17 protein-coding genes and 1 tRNA gene are annotated in these 19,758 nt (G+C 34.7%); 13 read left to right on the forward strand and 5 right to left on the reverse strand.

Annotation, left to right across the window (positions count from 1 at the left end; translation table 11 throughout):
- The first annotated feature begins 159 nt into the window (after nucleotides 1–159).
- From V7M80_RS03935 to V7M80_RS03950, 4 genes are all read left to right on the forward strand, one after another.
- A complete protein-coding gene (locus V7M80_RS03935; protein ID WP_333694173.1) occupies nucleotides 160–1,863 on the forward strand; it encodes a helix-turn-helix domain-containing protein in 1,704 nt (567 codons plus the stop codon).
- Nucleotides 1,864–1,990: 127 nt separating this feature from the next.
- On the forward strand, nucleotides 1,991–3,181 hold the full coding sequence (locus tag V7M80_RS03940) for a hypothetical protein (RefSeq protein ID WP_333694174.1): 1,191 nt from the start codon (nucleotides 1,991–1,993) through the stop codon (nucleotides 3,179–3,181).
- 19 nt (nucleotides 3,182–3,200) lie between these two features.
- Nucleotides 3,201–4,214 (forward strand): T9SS type A sorting domain-containing protein, encoded by a 1,014-nt coding sequence (locus tag V7M80_RS03945; RefSeq protein ID WP_333694175.1) that lies wholly within the window; start codon nucleotides 3,201–3,203, stop codon nucleotides 4,212–4,214.
- Nucleotides 4,215–4,319: 105 nt separating this feature from the next.
- Nucleotides 4,320–8,288 (forward strand): fibronectin type III domain-containing protein, encoded by a 3,969-nt coding sequence (locus V7M80_RS03950; protein ID WP_333694176.1) that lies wholly within the window; start codon nucleotides 4,320–4,322, stop codon nucleotides 8,286–8,288.
- Nucleotides 8,289–8,360: 72 nt separating this feature from the next.
- Here V7M80_RS03950 and V7M80_RS03955 read toward each other — a convergent pair whose 3' ends face one another.
- Entirely contained in the window at nucleotides 8,361–9,332 is a 972-nt protein-coding gene (locus tag V7M80_RS03955; protein ID WP_333694177.1) for a DUF4476 domain-containing protein, read from the reverse strand.
- Between the two features lie 89 nt (nucleotides 9,333–9,421).
- Nucleotides 9,422–9,862 carry a retropepsin-like aspartic protease gene (locus tag V7M80_RS03960; protein WP_333694178.1) on the reverse strand — a complete coding sequence of 147 codons (441 nt, stop codon included), beginning with the start codon at nucleotides 9,860–9,862 and terminating at the stop codon, nucleotides 9,422–9,424.
- A gap of 84 nt (nucleotides 9,863–9,946) precedes the next feature.
- Here V7M80_RS03960 and V7M80_RS03965 point away from each other — a divergent pair, with 84 nt between their 5' ends.
- The 9 genes from V7M80_RS03965 to V7M80_RS04005 all read left to right on the forward strand — a co-directional run bounded on the left by V7M80_RS03965 (nucleotide 9,947) and on the right by V7M80_RS04005 (nucleotide 16,281).
- A complete protein-coding gene (locus tag V7M80_RS03965) occupies nucleotides 9,947–10,714 on the forward strand; it encodes a TatD family hydrolase (RefSeq protein WP_333694180.1) in 768 nt (255 codons plus the stop codon).
- A gap of 63 nt (nucleotides 10,715–10,777) precedes the next feature.
- Nucleotides 10,778–11,911: a 1-acyl-sn-glycerol-3-phosphate acyltransferase gene (locus tag V7M80_RS03970; protein ID WP_333694182.1), complete on the forward strand. Its 1,134-nt coding sequence runs from the start codon at nucleotides 10,778–10,780 to the stop codon at nucleotides 11,909–11,911.
- Entirely contained in the window at nucleotides 11,904–12,932 is a 1,029-nt protein-coding gene (locus tag V7M80_RS03975; protein ID WP_333694184.1) for an asparaginase, read from the forward strand. Before V7M80_RS03970 ends, V7M80_RS03975 begins: the two co-directional genes overlap by 8 nt.
- A gap of 76 nt (nucleotides 12,933–13,008) precedes the next feature.
- A tRNA-Ser gene (locus V7M80_RS03980) sits at nucleotides 13,009–13,096 on the forward strand.
- Between the two features lie 80 nt (nucleotides 13,097–13,176).
- A complete protein-coding gene (locus V7M80_RS03985) occupies nucleotides 13,177–13,980 on the forward strand; it encodes a MotA/TolQ/ExbB proton channel family protein (protein WP_333694185.1) in 804 nt (267 codons plus the stop codon).
- A gap of 18 nt (nucleotides 13,981–13,998) precedes the next feature.
- Nucleotides 13,999–14,412 (forward strand): hypothetical protein, encoded by a 414-nt coding sequence (locus V7M80_RS03990; RefSeq protein ID WP_333694186.1) that lies wholly within the window; start codon nucleotides 13,999–14,001, stop codon nucleotides 14,410–14,412.
- 3 nt (nucleotides 14,413–14,415) lie between these two features.
- On the forward strand, nucleotides 14,416–15,030 hold the full coding sequence (locus V7M80_RS03995; RefSeq protein WP_333694188.1) for an ExbD/TolR family protein: 615 nt from the start codon (nucleotides 14,416–14,418) through the stop codon (nucleotides 15,028–15,030).
- A gap of 17 nt (nucleotides 15,031–15,047) precedes the next feature.
- Nucleotides 15,048–15,521: an ExbD/TolR family protein gene (locus V7M80_RS04000; RefSeq protein ID WP_333694190.1), complete on the forward strand. Its 474-nt coding sequence runs from the start codon at nucleotides 15,048–15,050 to the stop codon at nucleotides 15,519–15,521.
- A 73-nt stretch (nucleotides 15,522–15,594) separates the two neighbouring features.
- Nucleotides 15,595–16,281, forward strand: a complete 687-nt coding sequence (locus tag V7M80_RS04005; protein ID WP_333694191.1) for a porin family protein — start codon at nucleotides 15,595–15,597, stop codon at nucleotides 16,279–16,281.
- Here the strand turns inward: V7M80_RS04005 and V7M80_RS04010 are convergent.
- From V7M80_RS04010 to asnS, 3 genes are all read right to left on the reverse strand, one after another.
- Nucleotides 16,276–16,881, reverse strand: coding sequence for a hypothetical protein (locus tag V7M80_RS04010; protein ID WP_333694193.1), 606 nt, complete (start codon nucleotides 16,879–16,881; stop codon nucleotides 16,276–16,278). The genes V7M80_RS04005 and V7M80_RS04010 overlap by 6 nt on opposite strands.
- 38 nt (nucleotides 16,882–16,919) lie before the next feature.
- On the reverse strand, nucleotides 16,920–18,383 hold the full coding sequence (gene rpoN / locus V7M80_RS04015) for an RNA polymerase factor sigma-54 (RefSeq protein ID WP_333694194.1): 1,464 nt from the start codon (nucleotides 18,381–18,383) through the stop codon (nucleotides 16,920–16,922).
- An 85-nt stretch (nucleotides 18,384–18,468) separates the two neighbouring features.
- A partial coding sequence (gene asnS / locus V7M80_RS04020; protein WP_333694195.1) for an asparagine--tRNA ligase occupies nucleotides 18,469–19,758 on the reverse strand: 1,290 nt, incomplete at its 5' end.

The following is a 19,758-nucleotide window of genomic DNA, read 5'->3' on the forward strand; positions in this document are numbered from 1 at the left end:
CTATCCCACTCATTTGAGTGGGATTTTTTGTATGTTACAATGTGTTTACAAAAGAGATGTAAATTTGAATTACTCTTTATAACAATTTTGTATTACCATTGGATTTATTCTTTACTTTAGCACACAAAATTTTCAAAAAGAGCTTACCCTTTTTTCAAGATGCACCAGTTTACCTTTTTTTTAATATTATTTTCTTTTTTTTCGGCATTTTCTCAAGATTTAAGTGAGTCTGAAATCTTAAAAACCCGGACTATTCAAGAGTTACTCATTTCAAATCCGGATCAAGCCTACAAAGAAGCTCTGCAAATCAGTACATCTAAAAACGAATTGTTTGGTTTTTTTGGACAGTATTACGTGGCAAATTATTTTTATAATAAGTCTGAGTTTACGCATTCAAAACAACTTCTGATTGCACTTATTGAAAACATTTTAGAGAGTAAATATTCCAAATCAAGTAAAGTTTATCATGATTTGATTGGAATGTGTGTAAATAAACTTTTTTACATCCATAAAAATTTGGGAGAGTATGACTTGGCCTTATATTACCTTGATAAATATAAAGAAAGTGTACCGAATACTCCTTTTAATGAGCAATATGGATTGATAAAAGTGGCAATGGGTGATTATGCAGATGGAATTACATTATTAAAAAAAGAGTTGAAGACATCTCCACATTTAAAATTGGGTGTTGGTGAGAAAAAAGCAATGAACAAAAAGCTTTTTGCTGATAAATACAATATAATTGGAGAGGCTTATCAAATGTATTTCCTCCAATCACGAAAAAGCACTTGTTTAGATTCGGCAAACTATTATTTCAATACGGCAGCAAAAATGTTGTTACAAGATAATTTTTATCCCGAATATACTCAAGCACTACTAAATATGCGTTTGGCAAAAAGTGCTGCCTTACAGGGAAATTATGTTAAATCGTTGCACTTATACAAGAGTAGAACAAAATTTCCGATAATTCAGGATAATATAAGAACTGTTCAGCTATTTGATTTAGGAATGGCTGATTGTTATTTCCATTTGAATCAGATGGATTCGGCACTAATTTATTCAAAAAAATATGTAGAGAATTACCAAATTACAAAGGTTTCAAAAGAAAATTTACTCATGGCTTACAATATTATGGCCCAAGCATACAGTAGACAAAACGACACTAAAAAGGCCTATGTATTCGCACAAAAAAGCTTAGAATTGATTCAATCGATAGAAACTATTAAAAACAAATCCTTGAATTTTTTACATAACTATGATTTAAAAAAAATCAAGGAAGAATCCAACCAAATCATCGCGACGAAGAATTATTTTAAAATATTTCTCTTTGGTGTTTTAATGGTATTGACTTTTTTAGCCCTTAGTTTTTATTACTATTACAAAAATCAAAAGGAAAAGCATTATCGATTTTTGAAAATCATTCAAGATTTGAAAGATTCAAAATCCAATCGAAATCAAAACCTACCCATAGCTAAAATGGATGTTCATTCCAAGCAAATTAGAGACGCTGAATTTGTAGAGAAGTTGGCCTTAGGGTTAAAAAAATTAGAACAAAAAGAACTCTTCTTGGATCCAAACTTCAAATTGAATTTTGTTGCCAAAAAACTCAATACAAATACAGCTTATTTATCACAGTATTTCAATCAGGTAATGCAAAAAACCTTTTCAGAGTACACACAGGAATTAAGAATACAATACGTTCTCCAAAAACTCATTGATGTTCCTCATTTTCGAAAATATACACTGCAAGCCATTGCTGAAGAGGTGGGTTATAAAGACGCTAATACCTTTGTTCGTGTTTTTAAAAAACAAACCGGACTTTCTCCAAATTATTACATAGAAAAACTAGAAAATACAAATTAAGTAGTTATTATTCAAGCAAATAACGCTAGTTAAATCTTCTGATTATTTATAAATAGTCCAATACACTAATTGGTCTGACACTTCATATCTCATAGATTTGGTGAGAATTTAATCAAATCAAAAAACAATGAAAAAACAATTACTTTTTATTGCAATTGCAAGTTTATTTACCTCAATGGCTTCAGCTGCCGATTTATATGTGAGAGATTTAGGTGCTGGTGGTTCTTACTCGACAATTAGTGCAGCTATAACAGCGGCTAATGATGGCGATCGTATAATCATTAGACCAAAGGCAGGAAGTCTTCCTTTTATTGAAAATTTGACAATTGACAAATCATTATCATTTGTCTCTGAAATCAATTTCTCAAAATATATTTTGCAAGGAACAATAACCGTTACACCAGCTGCAGGAAGAGTTGTAACAATTAACAATTTACAAATATCTGGAACTAATGCTATAACCGTTTCAGGAGATACAACCGGAGGAAGAACCACACTTAATGTGTTTAATTCGACAACTGCAGGTGTAAATGCAGGTGTAGCTAATACCACTTTAAATATGTCTGGATGTATTGGTACAGCGATAACAATGACTCATGGAAGAATTACCGGAAATAAAATAACTTCTGTTACAATCAACACACCAACAATTGATACTAATCCTTCTACAGATGATATCGAAATAATTGCTAATGCTTTTTCAGCAAATGGTACTGCAATTAGTATGAATCAAAAGAATTACAATTTTAGGATATTGAATAATTTTGCCGGAACTGGTATTGTAACGATTAGTGCCGTGAAAAGTAATAGTACCAATGAAATTATTAATAATGTGATTTCTTCTACAAATACTTCGAATGCTAATAATAGTATTCAAGTAAGCTCACCTGCAGGATTTACGGGTCTTATTTCAATATTAAACAATGTCTTTTATTATGTAGGACCAACTTTTGGTACATTCTATCCAGTAACTGCAAGTGGCGTGAGCTGTTATGTGTATTACAACATATCTAATTATTCGGTTACAATGCCTACTATTACTAATTCAGGCAACAACATTACTGCCTCAATTTCATTAAATACTACCACTTATACTGTAAATGGATTAGCTCCAAATACAGGAAGCCCAGAAGATGATTTTGCTGATATTGACTTAAGCAGAAATGATCGTGGTAACTTTGGTGGCTCTGATTCTTGGGCAAACTATTGGCCAACAAATGTTGGAAACAAACCGCAAGTGAACTACCTTAAAACACCAAGAAGGATTTATACCGGTACTACAGAGATGAATGCAACGGGTTCGGGTTATTCTAAATAATATAATACCTGAGTCTAAGATGAAAAAATATATGTATAGTCTATTGGCTGTTATGACAATGAGCTTATCTTCTGCCCAATTGTCATCGTTAAGCCAAGCCGAATATTTTTGGGATACCGATCCAGGTGAAGGAAACGGAACCGCCATTACCGCAGTAGATGGAAATTTTAATAGCATTTTTGAGAAAATAGCGGTGAGTGGATTAAATGCTCCCAGTGTTGGTTTACACAAGTTTAGTGTAAGAGTAAAAGACAATCAAGGAGTTTGGAGCCCCGTTTTTACTAATATCATAATTGTGGAGTCTACTACTACTCCAAACCCTATGACACTTACGCAAGCAGAATACTTCTGGGATACCGATCCGGGTGAAGGAAGTGCAACACCGCTTCAAGCTGTAGATGGCAATTTTAACAGTGCATTAGAAAAGGTAGCTGTTGCAGGTTTAGGAGCACCTAGCGTTGGACTGCATAATTTCTCCATCCGTGTGAAAGACAACCAAGGAGTTTGGGGACCAGTATTTACTAATACTATTACTGTTGAAAGCACTACTACTCCATTGCCTGTAAGTCTTACCCAAGCAGAGTATTTCTGGGATGTCGATCCAGGAGAAGGAAGTGCTACACCACTTTTGGCTTTTGACGGGAATTTTAATGCTTCTTTTGAAAATTTTATCGGTGATGCTATTCCAATTGTAAATCCAATCGGATTACATAAATTCTGTGTTCGTATCAAAGACAGCCAAGGAGTTTGGGGACCAATCTTTACGAATGTAATTTACATTGAATCCGTTTTGAGTGTAAATCCTCATGAAATGGCAGACAATTATTATTTTATTCCCAATCCGGCAACTTCAGTTATTCGTTTTAATAAAGACATAGAAAGTATAACAATAGTTGATTTGAATGGAAGACAAATAGCGGCTTCTATATCAAATAATGAGGTAAATATTGAAGGATTGGCTAAAGGAACCTATATACTAAAAATAACTACACCAGAAGGTCAAACCTTTAATAAAAAAATGATTAAAAGATAATTTTAGTTTTACTTCTTAAAAATCCCAAACTCCATCATTTTGGAGTTTGGGATTTGATTTGCAATTAAAATAAATATTCAAAATCAATCAATTAATAATAAACAAATGAAAAAAAGAATTACTTTATTTTGCCTTTTGGCATTATTGTACTTCATTCCTGATGCAGTTGCCCAATGTACTTCTGCAGTAAATGGATTGTTTCCCAATACTACCTTTACACCAAATTGTAGTGGAAACTATGAAACAATAACCAACCAAAGTTGGACAGGTGAATACAGCAATGTGAATGTAATTGCCAACAAACAATATTCGTTTTCGAGCTCAGTGACAACGGATTTTGTCACAATTACAAATGCAACAGGAACGGTCACCTATGCTAGCGGTATACAACCTGTTATATGGGATTCCGGGAACATTACAGGGGTTGTCCGTTATTACATGCATTCTAATTCTAGTTGTATTAGTGAGCAAGTGAATAGGCTTCGTTATGTTCGTTGTGCAGATGCATCAAACTGCACACCTCCTTCAAATCTGGTTGTTTCTAATATAACATCCAATTCTTGTAAATTAACTTGGACTGCAGCATCACCAGTGCCTTCTTCCAATTATGATATTTATATCGTTACAACCAACACCGCACCCAATGCAAATTCTACTCCTACTTTATTCAGTACAACAAATTTAACTACTTCGCTATCTTTAAATCTTGCAGCGGGTACTACCTATTACTATTGGATACGTTCTAACTGTGGAGCCACAATAGGAGCTTGGATTTCTGGAGGTAGTTTTACTACACCACCGGCATTAATTTGCAATGGTGCCATTTATGGATTATATCCTGATGCCACTTTTACTCCAGCTTGTACTGGAAGTACAGAACAAATTGTTACAAATGCTTATGCTGGAGAATATTCTAATGTGAAAGTGGTGTCAAATAAACAATATACATTTACGAGTTCAGTTTCCACTGATTTTGTTACAATTACTAATGCCACAGGAACAGCTGTTTTAGCTAGTGGTTTGACACCATTAACATGGTTGTCTGGCACAAACTCCGGAGTAATTAGATACCATTTGAATACGAATTCTAATTGTGGAACCCAAAATACTAATAGGATCAAATCGATTCGATGTACAACTCCTGTAATTTGTGGATTGCCTTCAGGTTTATTCTTCGATCCTGAATCGGCAACAACTGTAAATATTGCATGGTCAGCCCCAACGCCAGCACCAAGCAATGGTTATGTGTATTGTTACAGTACTGTGAACGATCCGTTTTCTGCCAATGCAATCACAGGAAACACGACAAATACCTTTGCTGTTTTAACTAATTTATCACCCAATACCACTTATTATTTTTGGGTAAAATCTAATTGTGGATCTACGCAATCCAATTGGGCTTCTGGGGGTTCGTTTACAACGGCTCCTGCTTCAGGTTGCAATGAACCAATGCAGTTGTTCTTCGATCCAGAATCACCAACAACTGTAAATATTGCTTGGTTAGCCCCAACACCCGTTCCGAGTAATGGATATGTGTACAGTTACAGTACGGTTAACGACCCATTTTCTGCCAATGCAATAACAGGAACTACAACGGAAACTTTTGCAGTTTTAAATAATTTAACACCTAGTACCACGTATTATTTTTGGGTAAAATCAAATTGCGGAAATACTCAAACTAATTGGGTTTCGGGGGGTTCGTTTACCACATATTCAGCATCTGGATGTAACGCTCCTACACAGTTTTGGAGTGAGAATGTAGCCTCTACAACCGCAACACTCAATTGGATTCCTGCGGTTCCTGCACCTGATAGTTATGTAATTCGCTACAATACGGTCAATCAATTTGGAGGAATTCAAGATGCTACTTTTACAACTTCATTGTCATTAGACAATTTAAATCCGGATACAGATTACTATTGGTGGATAGCTTCTGTATGTGGTGAAGAGCAATCCCAATGGGTTTTTGGAGGATTTTTTCATACACTTCAAAGTACTACATCGTGTAATACTCCAACCAATACAACCGTTTACAACTTGGGAACTACTTCTTGTATAATTGGGTGGTCTGCACCTTTGCCCGCACCTAGCTCAGGTTATGAAGTGTATTTGTCTACAAACAATACAACTCCCAATGCAAATACTACACCAACCTATGTGTCGACTTCAACAAATGTAAACATAGCAGGTGGTTTAATACCTGCAACTTCCTATTATTGCTGGGTTCGTTCAAATTGTGGTGCTCAGAAGAGCAATTGGTCTTTAGTGCTTAATTTTGTAACTAATGGTTTGTCTGGCTGTAATGCAGCAACTTACGGACTTTTCCCTGCGGCTACTTTTACTCCGGTTTGTTCGGGTTCGATTGAAACCATTACTTCAACGGCTTGGGCCGGCGAATATTCAAATGTTAGTATAACTGCAAATCAACAGTATACTTTTTCAAGCTCCAATACCAATGATTTTATAACAATTACTAACGATTCCAATAGTATTTTAGCCAGTGGATTAACACCTTTGAGTTGGTCTTCGGGTTCAACCTCAGGAATAATTCGATATTACTTACATACCAATTCTAATTGTGGTTCGCAAAACACGAATAGAATTAAATATATGCAATGTACTATTACAGCCAATTGTGGCTTGCCATCCAATTTAACGGTTTCTAATATAACTTCAAACTCATGTAGATTATTTTGGAACGCACCTTCACCTGTTGCCAATTCTTACGATATTTACGTAAGTACAAATAACACATCACCTTTATCAACAACCAATCCCACCTATACTAGTTTAGCAAATCTTTTGGGATATGCAAACGGATTGTTGGCTTCTACGACCTATTATTATTGGGTAAGATCCAATTGTAATGGATTATATAGTGCTTGGGTTTCCGGTGGTAGTTTTACTACTAACGCTGCTTTAAGTTGTAATGGGGCCAACTTTGGATTGTATCCAGATACGACATTTACGCCTACATGTTCAGGTAATTTTGAACAAATTACTTCATTAGCATGGGCCGGAGAATACAGTAATGTTAATGTGCTTTCAAACAAACAATATACTTTTACGAGTTCTGTTCCTACAGACTATATAACCATTACCAATGCGTCAGGAACAACCGTTTTAGCCAGTGGAATTACGCCCTTAGTTTGGAACTCAACTACTACAACCGGAGTAGTAAGGTATTTTTTTCATACTAATTCCAATTGTGGTTCACAAAATACCAATCGCATACGTTCTATTAAATGCGAAAACAGTACTTCTTGTAATACTCCAACTCAATTTGGAAGCGAAGTTTTATCCTCTACATCTGCTGTAATTAGCTGGATACCCTCTACATCTGCACCAAACGGGGGTTATTTGTTTGTTTACAATACGAATCCAACTATTGGCGGTATGGATGGTAGCACATTTTCTACCTCTGCAGACTTAACTGATTTATTACCCAATACAACCTATTATTGGTGGGTAGCTTCAAATTGTGTGACAAGTCAAAGTGATTGGGCATATGGTGGTTCGTTTACAACGGCTTCAGAGTGTAACGTTCCAACACAGTTATTTACTGATCCAGAATCGGCAACAGTGGTAAATATTGCCTGGGTTGCTCCAACCCCTGAACCAAGTAACGGGTATATGTATGCCTACAGCACTGTCAATGATCCGTTTTCTGCCAATGCAATTACAGGAACCACAATAGATACTTTTGCGGTTTTAAATAATTTAACACCCAATACTACTTATTATTTTTGGGTAAAATCTATTTGTGGAAACACCCAAACGGATTGGGTCTCTGGAGGTTCGTTTACAACCCAATTTCTAACTGCAGAATCATTTTCCATAAAAAATTTGAAGCTTTATCCCAATCCGGTAAACGATATTGTAAACCTTTCATTTGAACCTGGGATTTCTTCAGTAACAATATACAATGTGTTAGGACAAATTGTAATTTCAAAATCTATCCCTATCCAAGCAAATGAAACTTCAATAGATGTAGCTGCTTTAACATCGGGCACTTATATTGTAAAAGTTTATACCATGAACGATTCGAAAACCATAAAGATTATAAAACAATAACATTAACAAACCCAATAAAAAAACCCCAAATCATACTAAGATTTGGGGTTTTTATTTTGGTTTAAAAAAACGTTATTTTCTTGAAATGTAATCATTCAATTCATCTGCACTGGAAGAGAATGAGAAAATATCATTCAATTTAAAATAGTTTCTAGGCTCAACACACGAATCAAAAGCAAATTTGGCAAAGCTTAATTTGGTTTCTTCAAATCCGAATATTTTACAAATTTCAATGATTTGATTGGTATTCAAACAATTGTTTTGAGCCACTTGTTGTGCGGTTTTTAGTCTGGATTCGTCAAATCCTTGATTTCGAATCGTTTGTAAAGCTGCATTAAAATCATTAGGATTCATAGGTCTTCTATTTACACAACTTGGGTTGTTGTCTACTACAACTACTTCTCTAGGCTGTCTGGGTTGAGCAACTACTGTTCCACCGGTAGTAACAGTGGTTGTTTCTGTAATAGTAGTACTTCCCGTAATTACCGGTTCATTAATTGAAATATTAACACCAACTCCGCCAATATTTACTCCGGCATTAACACCTCCGGTAGTAGTAGTGGTAGTAGTAGTTTGTTGCACAACAGCAGTAGGAACGGTTTGTTGTACCACAACTTGCGGTGGAGGTGCAGGCTGACCCCATCTTCTCACATGAACATTGGCAGGTGGAATAAAACCATCTACCACCGGAATCATAGAGAAAAAGTTCATCTTCATTTTTTTGGGATTGTTTTTATCTCTTCTGATTTTGTAGGTTACATCCATAAAAATACCGTCAGCATCTGCAATTTGAAGGAAATTTTTTGAAATCTCAGCTCTGGTGTTGTCCTCAAAAATGATTTTTGCATTGTAATAAGGTTGAACCAATTCTTCAACTCTCAAATTCGTTTGGGGCTCATCATTAATGCGTTCGCCGTTTAAAATCAGAAAAAACTTATCTCCATCTTCAGAGAAAATAGTTAAATGTCCAAATGGTTGTACTTGTGCAAATGACAAGCTGGACAACAAAAGCATAAATGCTAATAAAGTAGTGTTTCTTTTCATTTTTTGTTTTGTATTTAGTTAAAAAATAGTGGGTTTCAAAATTTTTTCAAATATAGTGCCAAAATTGAAATTGCAATACAACTTTCCCATTATTTCAACAAATACAAATAATGATTGTAATAATCAATGATGGCTTTTCCTTGTAGTAATACATCAGCACCTATAATTCCATGAACCGGTTTGGCTTTGTATTGGGTCAAGGCTTCATTTACATGAGATAAATCAAAAATTACCAAATGCAGTTTATCAGATTCCCACCGACCTAGTTTTAAATGGTTGTTTTTACCAATTAGTGTGTCCATTCCTGTTGCACCGGCACCTGCAGCTTTGGTATTGGTGGCTTTGGCTTTTACATTAAAATAGGCTACATTTTCAAATCCAATACAACTGTTTGAAGCACCGGTATCTAAGATAAAGTTTCCTTTTATTCCGTTAATACTAGCCTTTAGTAGAAGATGTTGTGTTTTGGATACTTTAAAAGGAATTTTTTTATAACCGGATTTTTTTAATATTTCGTGTAAGTTTTTCATGTTTTTTTTGAGTATCAAAAGTAAGCTTATTTTTTTGCTTTGAAACATTAGAAAACACACCTTTTCTTTTTTTACTTTTGTCTCATGATTTTGACAGATACCCATACCCATTTGTATGCCGATGAGTTTAATGCAGATCGTGATGAGATGATGCAAAGAGCTTTTTCAAAAGGGGTTACTCGTTTTTTTGTACCGGCTATAGATTCTTCTTGTACACAAGCTATGTATGAATTGGAAAACAATTACCCCAATCAAGTTCACTTGATGATGGGGCTTCATCCGTGTTATGTAAAAGAAAATTATGTAGAAGAACTTCGTCATGTAGAAAATGAACTAGCCCAGCGTAAGTTTGCGGCAGTTGGTGAAATTGGAATCGACCTATATTGGGATAAATCCACATTAGAAATCCAAAAGAAAGCTTTTAAACATCAAATTCAATTGGCTAAAAAATACCTATTACCTATAGTAATACATTGCAGAGATTCTTTTGATGAGATTTTTGATGTTTTGGAATCAGAAAAGGACAAGCATCTAAGAGGAATATTTCATTGTTTTACCGGCGATTACAATCAAGCCCAACGAGCGATTTCCTATCAAATGAAGTTAGGTATCGGGGGTGTTTCTACGTTTAAGAAGGGTCAAATTGATGGGTTTTTAAATCAAATTGACCTTAAGCATTTGGTTCTGGAAACCGATTCACCCTATTTGGCTCCAGTGCCCTATCGCGGAAAACGAAATGAAAGTAGTTATTTGGAAATAATAGCCCATAAATTAGGTCAGTTGTATCAATTACCTGTTGAGGAAATTGCACGAATTACCACAGAAAACTCAATAGAGGTATTTGGCATTTAAACCAATTTTCTCTTGAGTATTCATAAAATTTTTGTTCATTTGTGTATCTAAAATAACAGATAGATGTCAAAATTTGATGCCATAAGGCCTTTTTATGATAGTGAAGTTAACGACGGAATAAAATCGGTGATTCATCATCCCATGATGAAAGCTTTAATGCATTTCACTTTTCCGGAAATGGAAGAGTCGACTTGGGTAGAGCAGTTGTTAAAAACCCATTCCATTAGAGATTTTCAAGTTAATTTCATTTACCAATCGGTTCAAAAAGTACTTCAACGCAGTTCAGAAGGGTTAACTACTTCCGGTTTTGAAAAATTAGAAAAAAACACTTCCTATCTGTTTATATCCAATCATCGCGATATTATTTTGGATACTTCATTACTTAATGTTTCCTTGTTTGATCACGGATTTGTCATGACCGCTTCGGCAATTGGAGATAATTTGGTAAAAAAAGATTTTTTATTGAAATTGTCCAAACTCAATCGAAATTTTTTGGTACAAAGGGGTTTGCCTCCAAGAGAGTTGTTGCAAAGCTCTAAACTTATGGCCGAATACATTGCTCAGTTGCTTTTGAGGGAAAATCGCTCGGTATGGATTGCCCAACGCGAAGGAAGAACGAAAGACGGAAATGATGCAACTCATCAAGGCGTTTTAAAAATGTTGGCCATGGGTTCTGATGAGACGCAGGTAATGGATTATTTTAAGAAAATAAAAATTGTTCCGGTTTCTATTTCCTATGAATATGACCCAACAGATGCACTAAAAATGCCGCAGTTAATGGCCGAAGCAAACAATGAGGTGTATATTAAAGAAAAAAACGAAGACTTTATTACGCTTTTGAGTGGTATAATGGGACAAAAAAAGAGAATACATATACATGTAGGTTCGGTTTTGGATACTGAAATTGAAGCCATAAAAGCAAAAGAAGACAATTCGAATAAACAAATTCAATGTTTGGCTCAAGCTATAGACGATTCTATTTTGAATTCTTATAAACTTTGGCCAACCAATTACATAGCTTTTGATATTTTAAATCAAACTAACCAATTTTCTTCGGAGTATACCGAAAATGAAAAGCAACTTTTTGAAAGAAGATTGGAACTAAAAATAGATGTGACAAATGCAACTATGGTAGAAAGTTTTTTGGCTATGTATGCCAATCCGGTAGTTAATAAATTGAAATATGGGAATGCATAATAACCCTAAAATATTGTTGCTTTACACCGGAGGTACCATTGGTATGATGAAAGATTTCGAAACCGGTGCACTTAAAGCGTTTAATTTCAAAAAGCTATTACAACGCATTCCCGAGTTAAAACAATTGGATTGTAGTATAGATACACTTTCGTTTGAAAAACCAATTGATTCTTCAAATATGAATCCCGAAAGGTGGGTAGAAATGGCTGAAATAATTGAGCAAAATTATTCCAACTTTGATGGTTTTGTAATTTTACACGGTTCGGATACTATGTCATATTCGGCATCGGCTTTGAGTTTTATGTTTGAAAATTTGAATAAGCCTATTGTACTTACAGGATCGCAATTACCAATAGGAGATTTGCGTACCGATGCCAAAGAGAATTTGATTACCGCGATACAAATAGCCTCTTTACAACAAAAAGGGAAACCGGTTTTTAGAGAAGTTTGTCTGTATTTTGAATACAAATTGTATAGGGGTAACCGAACAACAAAGATAAATGCCGAACATTTTAATGCGTTTTCTTCTCCCAATTTTCCACCACTAGCCGAGTCTGGGGTGCATTTGAAAGTAAATTCGGAAGCATTAAGTGCTGTTAGGGTGGCCAAAAAATTACAAGTACATAAAGAATTAAGCTCAGATGTGGCCATTTTGAAAATGTTTCCCGGTTTGAATGAGTCTATATTGACAGCTTGGTTAAGTATACCCAATTTGAAAGGGATAATCTTAGAAACCTATGGTTCGGGCAATGCTCCCACAGAGCTTTGGTTTATAAATGCACTTAAAAAGGCAATAAAAAGTGGAATTTACGTTATAAATGTAACGCAATGTTCTGGGGGAAGTGTTAATATGGGGCAATATGAGACCAGTACAACTCTAAAAAAAATAGGAGTAATCTCAGGGAAAGACATAACAACAGAGGCTGCGATAGCCAAATTAATGTATCTGCTGGGACAAAAAATTTCACCTAAAGTGTTCAAAACCATTTTTGAAACTTCTTTGCGTGGAGAATTGTCATAAAAATAACAAATTAAATTTTTTCAAGTGAGTTTTTTTTTGTTATTTGGCACTCTTGAAATACATTCGATAGAATGCTGGAGAGGTGTCCGAGTGGTCGAAGGAGCACGCCTGGAAAGTGTGTATACTCCAAAAGGGTATCAAGGGTTCGAATCCCTTTCTCTCCGCTCATTTTAATATTGTGTATTTTTAAAAATAAATTTATACCTTTAACCTGATTAACTAATTAAAATTAAGAACAAAAGCAATGAAAAGATTATTTTCTATTTTAGCAATCACAGGTCTTATGACGTTTGGTACTATTCAAGCTCAAGACTCTACACAAACAGCAGAACCAGCCGTTGAAGCTCAGGCAGAAGCTACATCAGAAGAAGCTACAGTTGTAGCCGGGGATGATGAAACTGCAGCCGTTGAGCGTTCTTTTACTCAAGAATTAAAAGAAAGATTTATTCAAGGGGGTCCTGGTTTTATGGGAATTGTATTGTTGTGTTTGATTTTAGGTTTGGCTATCGCCATTGAAAGAATCATTTACCTAAATCTTTCTACTACCAATTCTAAAAAATTAATTAAAAATGTTGAGGATGCTTTACAATCAGGTGGTGTAAATGCTGCTAAAGAAGTTTGTAGAAACACAGCCGGTCCTGTAGCTTCAATTTTCTACCAAGGTTTGGATCGTATTGATCATGGTGTAGAATCTGCAGAAAAAGCAGTTGTATCTTACGGTGGTGTTCAAATGGGTCAATTAGAGAAAAATGTTTCTTGGATTTCATTGTTTATCGCTCTTGCTCCAATGTTAGGATTCATGGGTACTGTAATCGGGATGATTCAGGCTTTTGATAAAATTGAAGCAGCGGGTAACATGGATGCTTCTTTGGTTGCCGGTGGTATTAAAGTAGCGTTATTAACTACAGTATTCGGTCTTATTGTAGCAATGGTTCTACAAGTTTTTTATAACTATATTATTGCAAAAATTGACTCTATTGTAAACGATATGGAAGATGCTTCTATCAGCTTGGTAGATATTCTTGTAGATTACAAAAACAAAAAATAATTTTTAATAACTCTTAGTATGAACTTAAATAAGTTATCCAGATTAATAGTTATTATCCTAAGTATAATTTCTATTGTGTTTCTGGCAACTATAATGGCTTCAGATACACCCGAAGGTGGTATGATTGGTCCTTTTATATATGTTGCCTATTTAACACTTTTTATAGCAATTTTATTGGTAGTAGTATATACATTAAAAAATTTAGCATCAAAAGACCTTAAGAAAACTCTAATTAGTGTTGGTGCTTTTCTAGGTGTAATTTTAGTTGCTTTTATATTAGCAGACGGTACTCCTGTACCATTAAAGGATGGAGGTGAGGTTTCCTCATTTGCCTCTAAAATGGTGAGTACAGGTTTAAATGCATTTTATATTTTAGCGTTGATTGCTATATCATTAATGTTATTTACAGGATATAATCGAATAAAAAAATAAAAAATGGCTAGAAAACACAGAGATGCACCGCCAGAAGTTAATGCGGGGTCGATGGCTGATATTGCCTTTTTGCTCTTGATTTTCTTTTTGGTGACTACAACTATTCAAACCGATCAAGGTATTAGTAGAAAGTTACCTCCTATAGATGAGACTAACCAAGAACCACCGCCGGTTAAAGAAAAAAATATTTTTACGGTTTTGATTAATCGTAATGACCAGCTATTGGTTGAAGACAAATTGATGGATTTAAGAGAGTTACGTCAAGCAGCAATAGATTTCTTGGATAATGGTGGAGATGGTTCCTGTACTTATTGTAAAGGAGCTCGTGATGTTGCTTCGTCTGACAATCCGGACAAAGCCATTATCTCTCTTCAAAATGACGCAGAGACTTCTTATGAGGCGTATGTAGCTGTTCAAAACGAATTAGTAGCAGCTTATTATTTTCTTAGAGATAGAGAGTGTTTGGCTCGATACGGAAAAACTTTTAGAGAACTTGAAGCTATGTTTGACGATCCAAAAACTAAAGAAGCTCAACGTGCTAGAATTGAGCCTTTGATTAAAGATATTCAAACTTTGTTTCCACAAAAGTTATCAGAAGCTGAACCTAAACGTAATTAACCCTAAACCAAAAAAAAATGTCTAAATTTAAAAAGAAAAAAGGTGGTGATGTACCAGCGATTTCTACAGCATCCTTACCGGATATTGTATTTATGCTTTTATTCTTTTTCATGGTGGCTACTGTTTTAAGAGATAATGACTTGTTAATTCAAAACTCTTTACCCAAAGCAGACCAGGTGACCAAATTGGAAAAGAAAGATAGGGTTATGTTTATTTTTGCCGGAAAACCGCACGAAAGATACCGCAGTAAGTATGGTGAAGGGGCTCGTATACAGTTAAACGACAGACTTTCTGATGTTTCTGAAATTAGAAACTTTGTATTAGCAGAAAGAGCTGCCCGTAATCCTGAATTAGAGAAAGTATTAACTACTTCACTAAAGGTTGATAAAGAAGTGAAAATGGGTCTTGTAGGCGAAATTAAACAAGAGCTTAGAAAAATTGATGCTTTAAAAATTAACTATACGACAACCAAAGGTAGTGTCGTAGATTAATATGTCAATTTAAATACACAAAGCCACGCATTGCGTGGCTTTTTTTGTAATTTTATGTTTTAATTGAACTTCTATGAGAATCCTGTTATTGTTTCTTGTTTTTTCATCAGCACTTTTGGCTCAAGATTCTTTATATTATAAAAAGGAACGCGATACTTTATACCGTGAAGATCAATTTTATGTGGGTATTAGCTACAATATATTGCAAAATAAACCGAGTGGGTTATCTCCAAATTCTTTTTCTTCGGGAATAACTTTTGGATTTTTACGAGATATGCCTATAAATGCAAATAGAACTTTCGCTATTGCTCCAGGATTGGGGATTTCGTATCAAACGTACCATCAAAATTTATTAATTCAAGAAATCAATGGGCAAACTAATTATGAATTAATCCCTAATGACATTTCTTTTGATAAAAACAATTTTTCCCAACTTTTAGTTGAACTTCCAATTGAGTTAAGGTGGCGAACTTCAACACCTGATAGTCATCGTTTTTTTAGGTTGTACACCGGAGTTAAATTGGGCTACCTTCTTACCAGCACTTCCCGTTTTGTATCCAATGGAGGAAATACGAAAATTAGAAACAATTCGGATTTTAATTCTTTTCAATATGGGGTATATTTAGCAACAGGGTATAACACTTGGAATTTTTATGCCTATTACGGTTTAAATCCGTTGTTTAAAAATTCGGTTCAGTTAAATGAAAAAAGACTTGAGTTGTCTGTACTCCATTTGGGTCTACAATTTTACATTCTATAATTGCCAAAAAAACAGAGCGATTTGAGGTAAAACCCCGGCAAGGAATCCCCAAATCAATTCAGAAATAGAGTGAGCACGCATAGACAATCTGGACGAAGCCACAAATCCTATCGAAGCTAAAAAGAAGGCCACAATTTCAATTCCTAAGTTTTGACTTAATAAGCTTAAAAAGAACAGAAAAACACTAAGTGCACTTATACCAATCATATGCAAACTTATTTTTTTCTTAAGCAATAATCCTATAAAAGCTAATAGCGTACTTAATAAAGCTCCAAAGTAGAAATAAAATAATTCGGGAGCTCTATCCAAAGTAATAGATTTTTCAGTTAGAAGATACAGTAAGATACAATTAACCAATAAGGGGATTCTTCTCTGTTGCAAATTAGGAATCATAAACGAATCAACTTTGCCCAAAGTAATCAGAAGATAAAATAAAGAAATGGGAATTAATAAGGTTAGTATAGTAACTTGAATAAGAGTAACATATATTTCGGTTGCATTATAAAAATCTTGAAAGCTCCAAAAATAGAATACGGCCGCATATAAGGATATAAATAGCGGATGAAAAATATAGGAAAAAAGCGGAAGTATTTTTTTCAACTTTTTTGGGTTATTATAGGGTTTCCAATACGAATTGGTTATATTTTTTTACGCATTCTAGCTACCGGGATATCCAATTGTTCTCTGTATTTTGCTACGGTTCTTCGAGCTATAGGATATCCTTTTTCTTTTAAAATTTCGGCTAATTGATCGTCTGGTAAAGGTTTTCTTTTATCTTCTTCTTCAATTACATTTTGAAGTATTTTTTTTATTTCAATTGTAGATACATCTTCGCCTTGATCGTTTTTCATTGCTTCAGAAAAAAATTCTTTGATGAGTTTTGTTCCGTAAGGTGTTTCCACATATTTACTGTTGGCTACTCTAGAAACAGTAGATATATCAAGACCAATCATATCGGCAATGTCTTTTAATATCATCGGTTTTAGTCGTGTTTCGTCACCTTCTAAAAAATAATCTCTTTGGTAATGCATAATAGCATTCATGGTTACAAATAAGGTTTCCTGACGCTGCCTAATTGCATCTATAAACCATTTGGCTGAATCGAGCTTTTGTTTGATAAACTGTACGGCATCTTTTTGGGCATTCGATTTATCTTTAGAATCCTTGTAGGTTTGCAACATATCTTGGTAATCCTTAGAAACGTGAAGTTCCGGTGCATTTCTTCCATTTAAAGACAGCTCCAATTCACCCTCTACAATACGAATGGTAAAATCGGGGACAACATGTTCTACAACTTTACTGTTTCCAGTGAAAGCACCACCGGGTTTAGGATTTAGTTTTTCAATTTCTTCAATTGCTTTTTTAAGCTGTTCTTGGGAAACCCCATATTTTTGTAAAAGTTTCTCGTAATGTTTTTTTGTAAATTGCTCAAATTGATTGGCAATTATATCTAGGGCCAATTCTACAGATTCTGTTGGTGTTTTGTGTTTGAGTTGCAAAAGCAAACATTCTTGTAAATCTCGTGCACCAACTCCCGAAGGTTCAAGTTCGTGAACGATATGTAAAATCTTTTCTACACTTGATTCATCGGTATAAATACCTTGCGTAAAAGCTAAATCATCAACGATATCTGATACAGAACGTCTGATGTAACCCATGTCATCAATACTACCAACTAAAAATTCGGCAATTTCTCTTTCTTCATCCGAAAGAATAAATGTGTTCAGTTGATTGATTAAATCTTGATGAAAGGTAACAGGTGCAGCAAAGGGAACCTCTCGATCTTCATCATCATCACTGTAGTTATTGGATTGAAGTTTGTAATCCGGTGTTTCGTCGTTGCTTAAGTATTCATCAATGTTAATGTCTTCCGCATCAATGTGTTCGTAATCATCATCTTCGTAATCATCAAACTCGTCTTTGCCAAAATCTTCTTCATAATTATCCTCCTCTTTCCCGCCTTCTAATGCGGGATTTTCATTCATTTCCTCTTTCAAACGTTGTTCAAAGGCTTGTGTAGGCAATTGAATAAGTTTCATCAACTGAATTTGTTGAGGAGATAATTTTTGAGATAATTTAAATTGTAGATTTTGTTTTAACATTATAAAAATTGGTTTAAAAGTTTAAGGTTTTTAGTTTCAAGTTGCCGAAACTTCAATAACTCGAATCTTTAAACTTGAAACAAATTTAGAATTCTGCATTTTGAGGAGTTCTTGGAAACGGAATAACATCTCGAATATTGGTCATTCCGGTTACAAACAGCACCAAACGTTCAAATCCGAGTCCAAATCCGGAGTGAACCGCTGTTCCAAATCTTCTCGTGTCCAAATACCACCAAAGTTCTTTTTCGTCTATTCCTAAAGCTTTCATTTTTTCAATCAAAACCTCATGACGTTCTTCACGTTGAGACCCACCCACAATTTCACCAATTCCCGGGAATAAAATATCCATAGCTCTTACGGTTTTTCCGTCTTCATTTAAACGCATATAGAAAGCTTTTATTTTGGCGGGATAATCAAACAAAATTACCGGACATTTGAAATGTTTTTCAACCAAAAAGCGTTCGTGCTCACTTTGCAAATCGGCTCCCCATTCGTCAATTAAATATTGAAACTTTTTCTTTTTATTAGGTGTTGAATCCCGTAAAATTTCAATGGCTTCTGTATATGAAACTCTCTTGAAATTATTTTCTAAAACAAAATTTAATTTTTCAAGGAGAGTCATTTCACTGCGTTCTGCCTGAGGTTTGTTTTTTTCTTCATCAAGCAAGCGTTGTTCCAAAAATTTTAAATCGTCTTGGTGTTTATTTAAGGTGTATTTGATGACGTATTTAATAAAATCTTCAGCCAAATCCATATTGGCAGCTAAATCATTAAAAGCTACTTCCGGTTCAATCATCCAAAATTCAGCCAAATGGCGTGAAGTATTAGAGTTTTCGGCTCTAAATGTAGGTCCAAATGTGTAAACTTGTCCTAATGCCATGGCATACGTTTCGGCTTCTAATTGACCGGAAACGGTTAGATTTGTTTCTTTTCCAAAAAAATCTTCTTTGTAATTTATTTTTCCTTCCTCGGTTCGGGGAGTATTGTCAAATGGTAATGCTGTAACTTTAAACATTTCACCGGCTCCTTCGGCATCACTTCCGGTAATGATGGGGGTATTTACATAGAAAAAGCCTTTTTCTTGAAAATATTGATGTACGGCAAATGCCAATGTAGAACGAACTCGCATGATAGCTCCAAAAGCATTGGTTCGAATTCTTAAATGAGCATTTTCTCTAAGAAACTCAAGGGAGTGTTTTTTGGGTTGCATCGGATATTTTTCGGCATCTGAATCTCCTAAAATATCTAATTTTAATACTTGAATCTCAACCTTTTGTCCGGCTCCTTTACTTTCAGTTAATATTCCGGTAATAGCAAGTGCCGCACCGGTAGTTATTCTTTTTAAAATCTCTTCTGGTGTATTTTCGAAGTCAAC

The sequence above is a fragment of the Flavobacterium sp. genome, from assembly GCF_036759525.1.
GTDB lineage: Bacteria > Bacteroidota > Bacteroidia > Flavobacteriales > Flavobacteriaceae > Flavobacterium.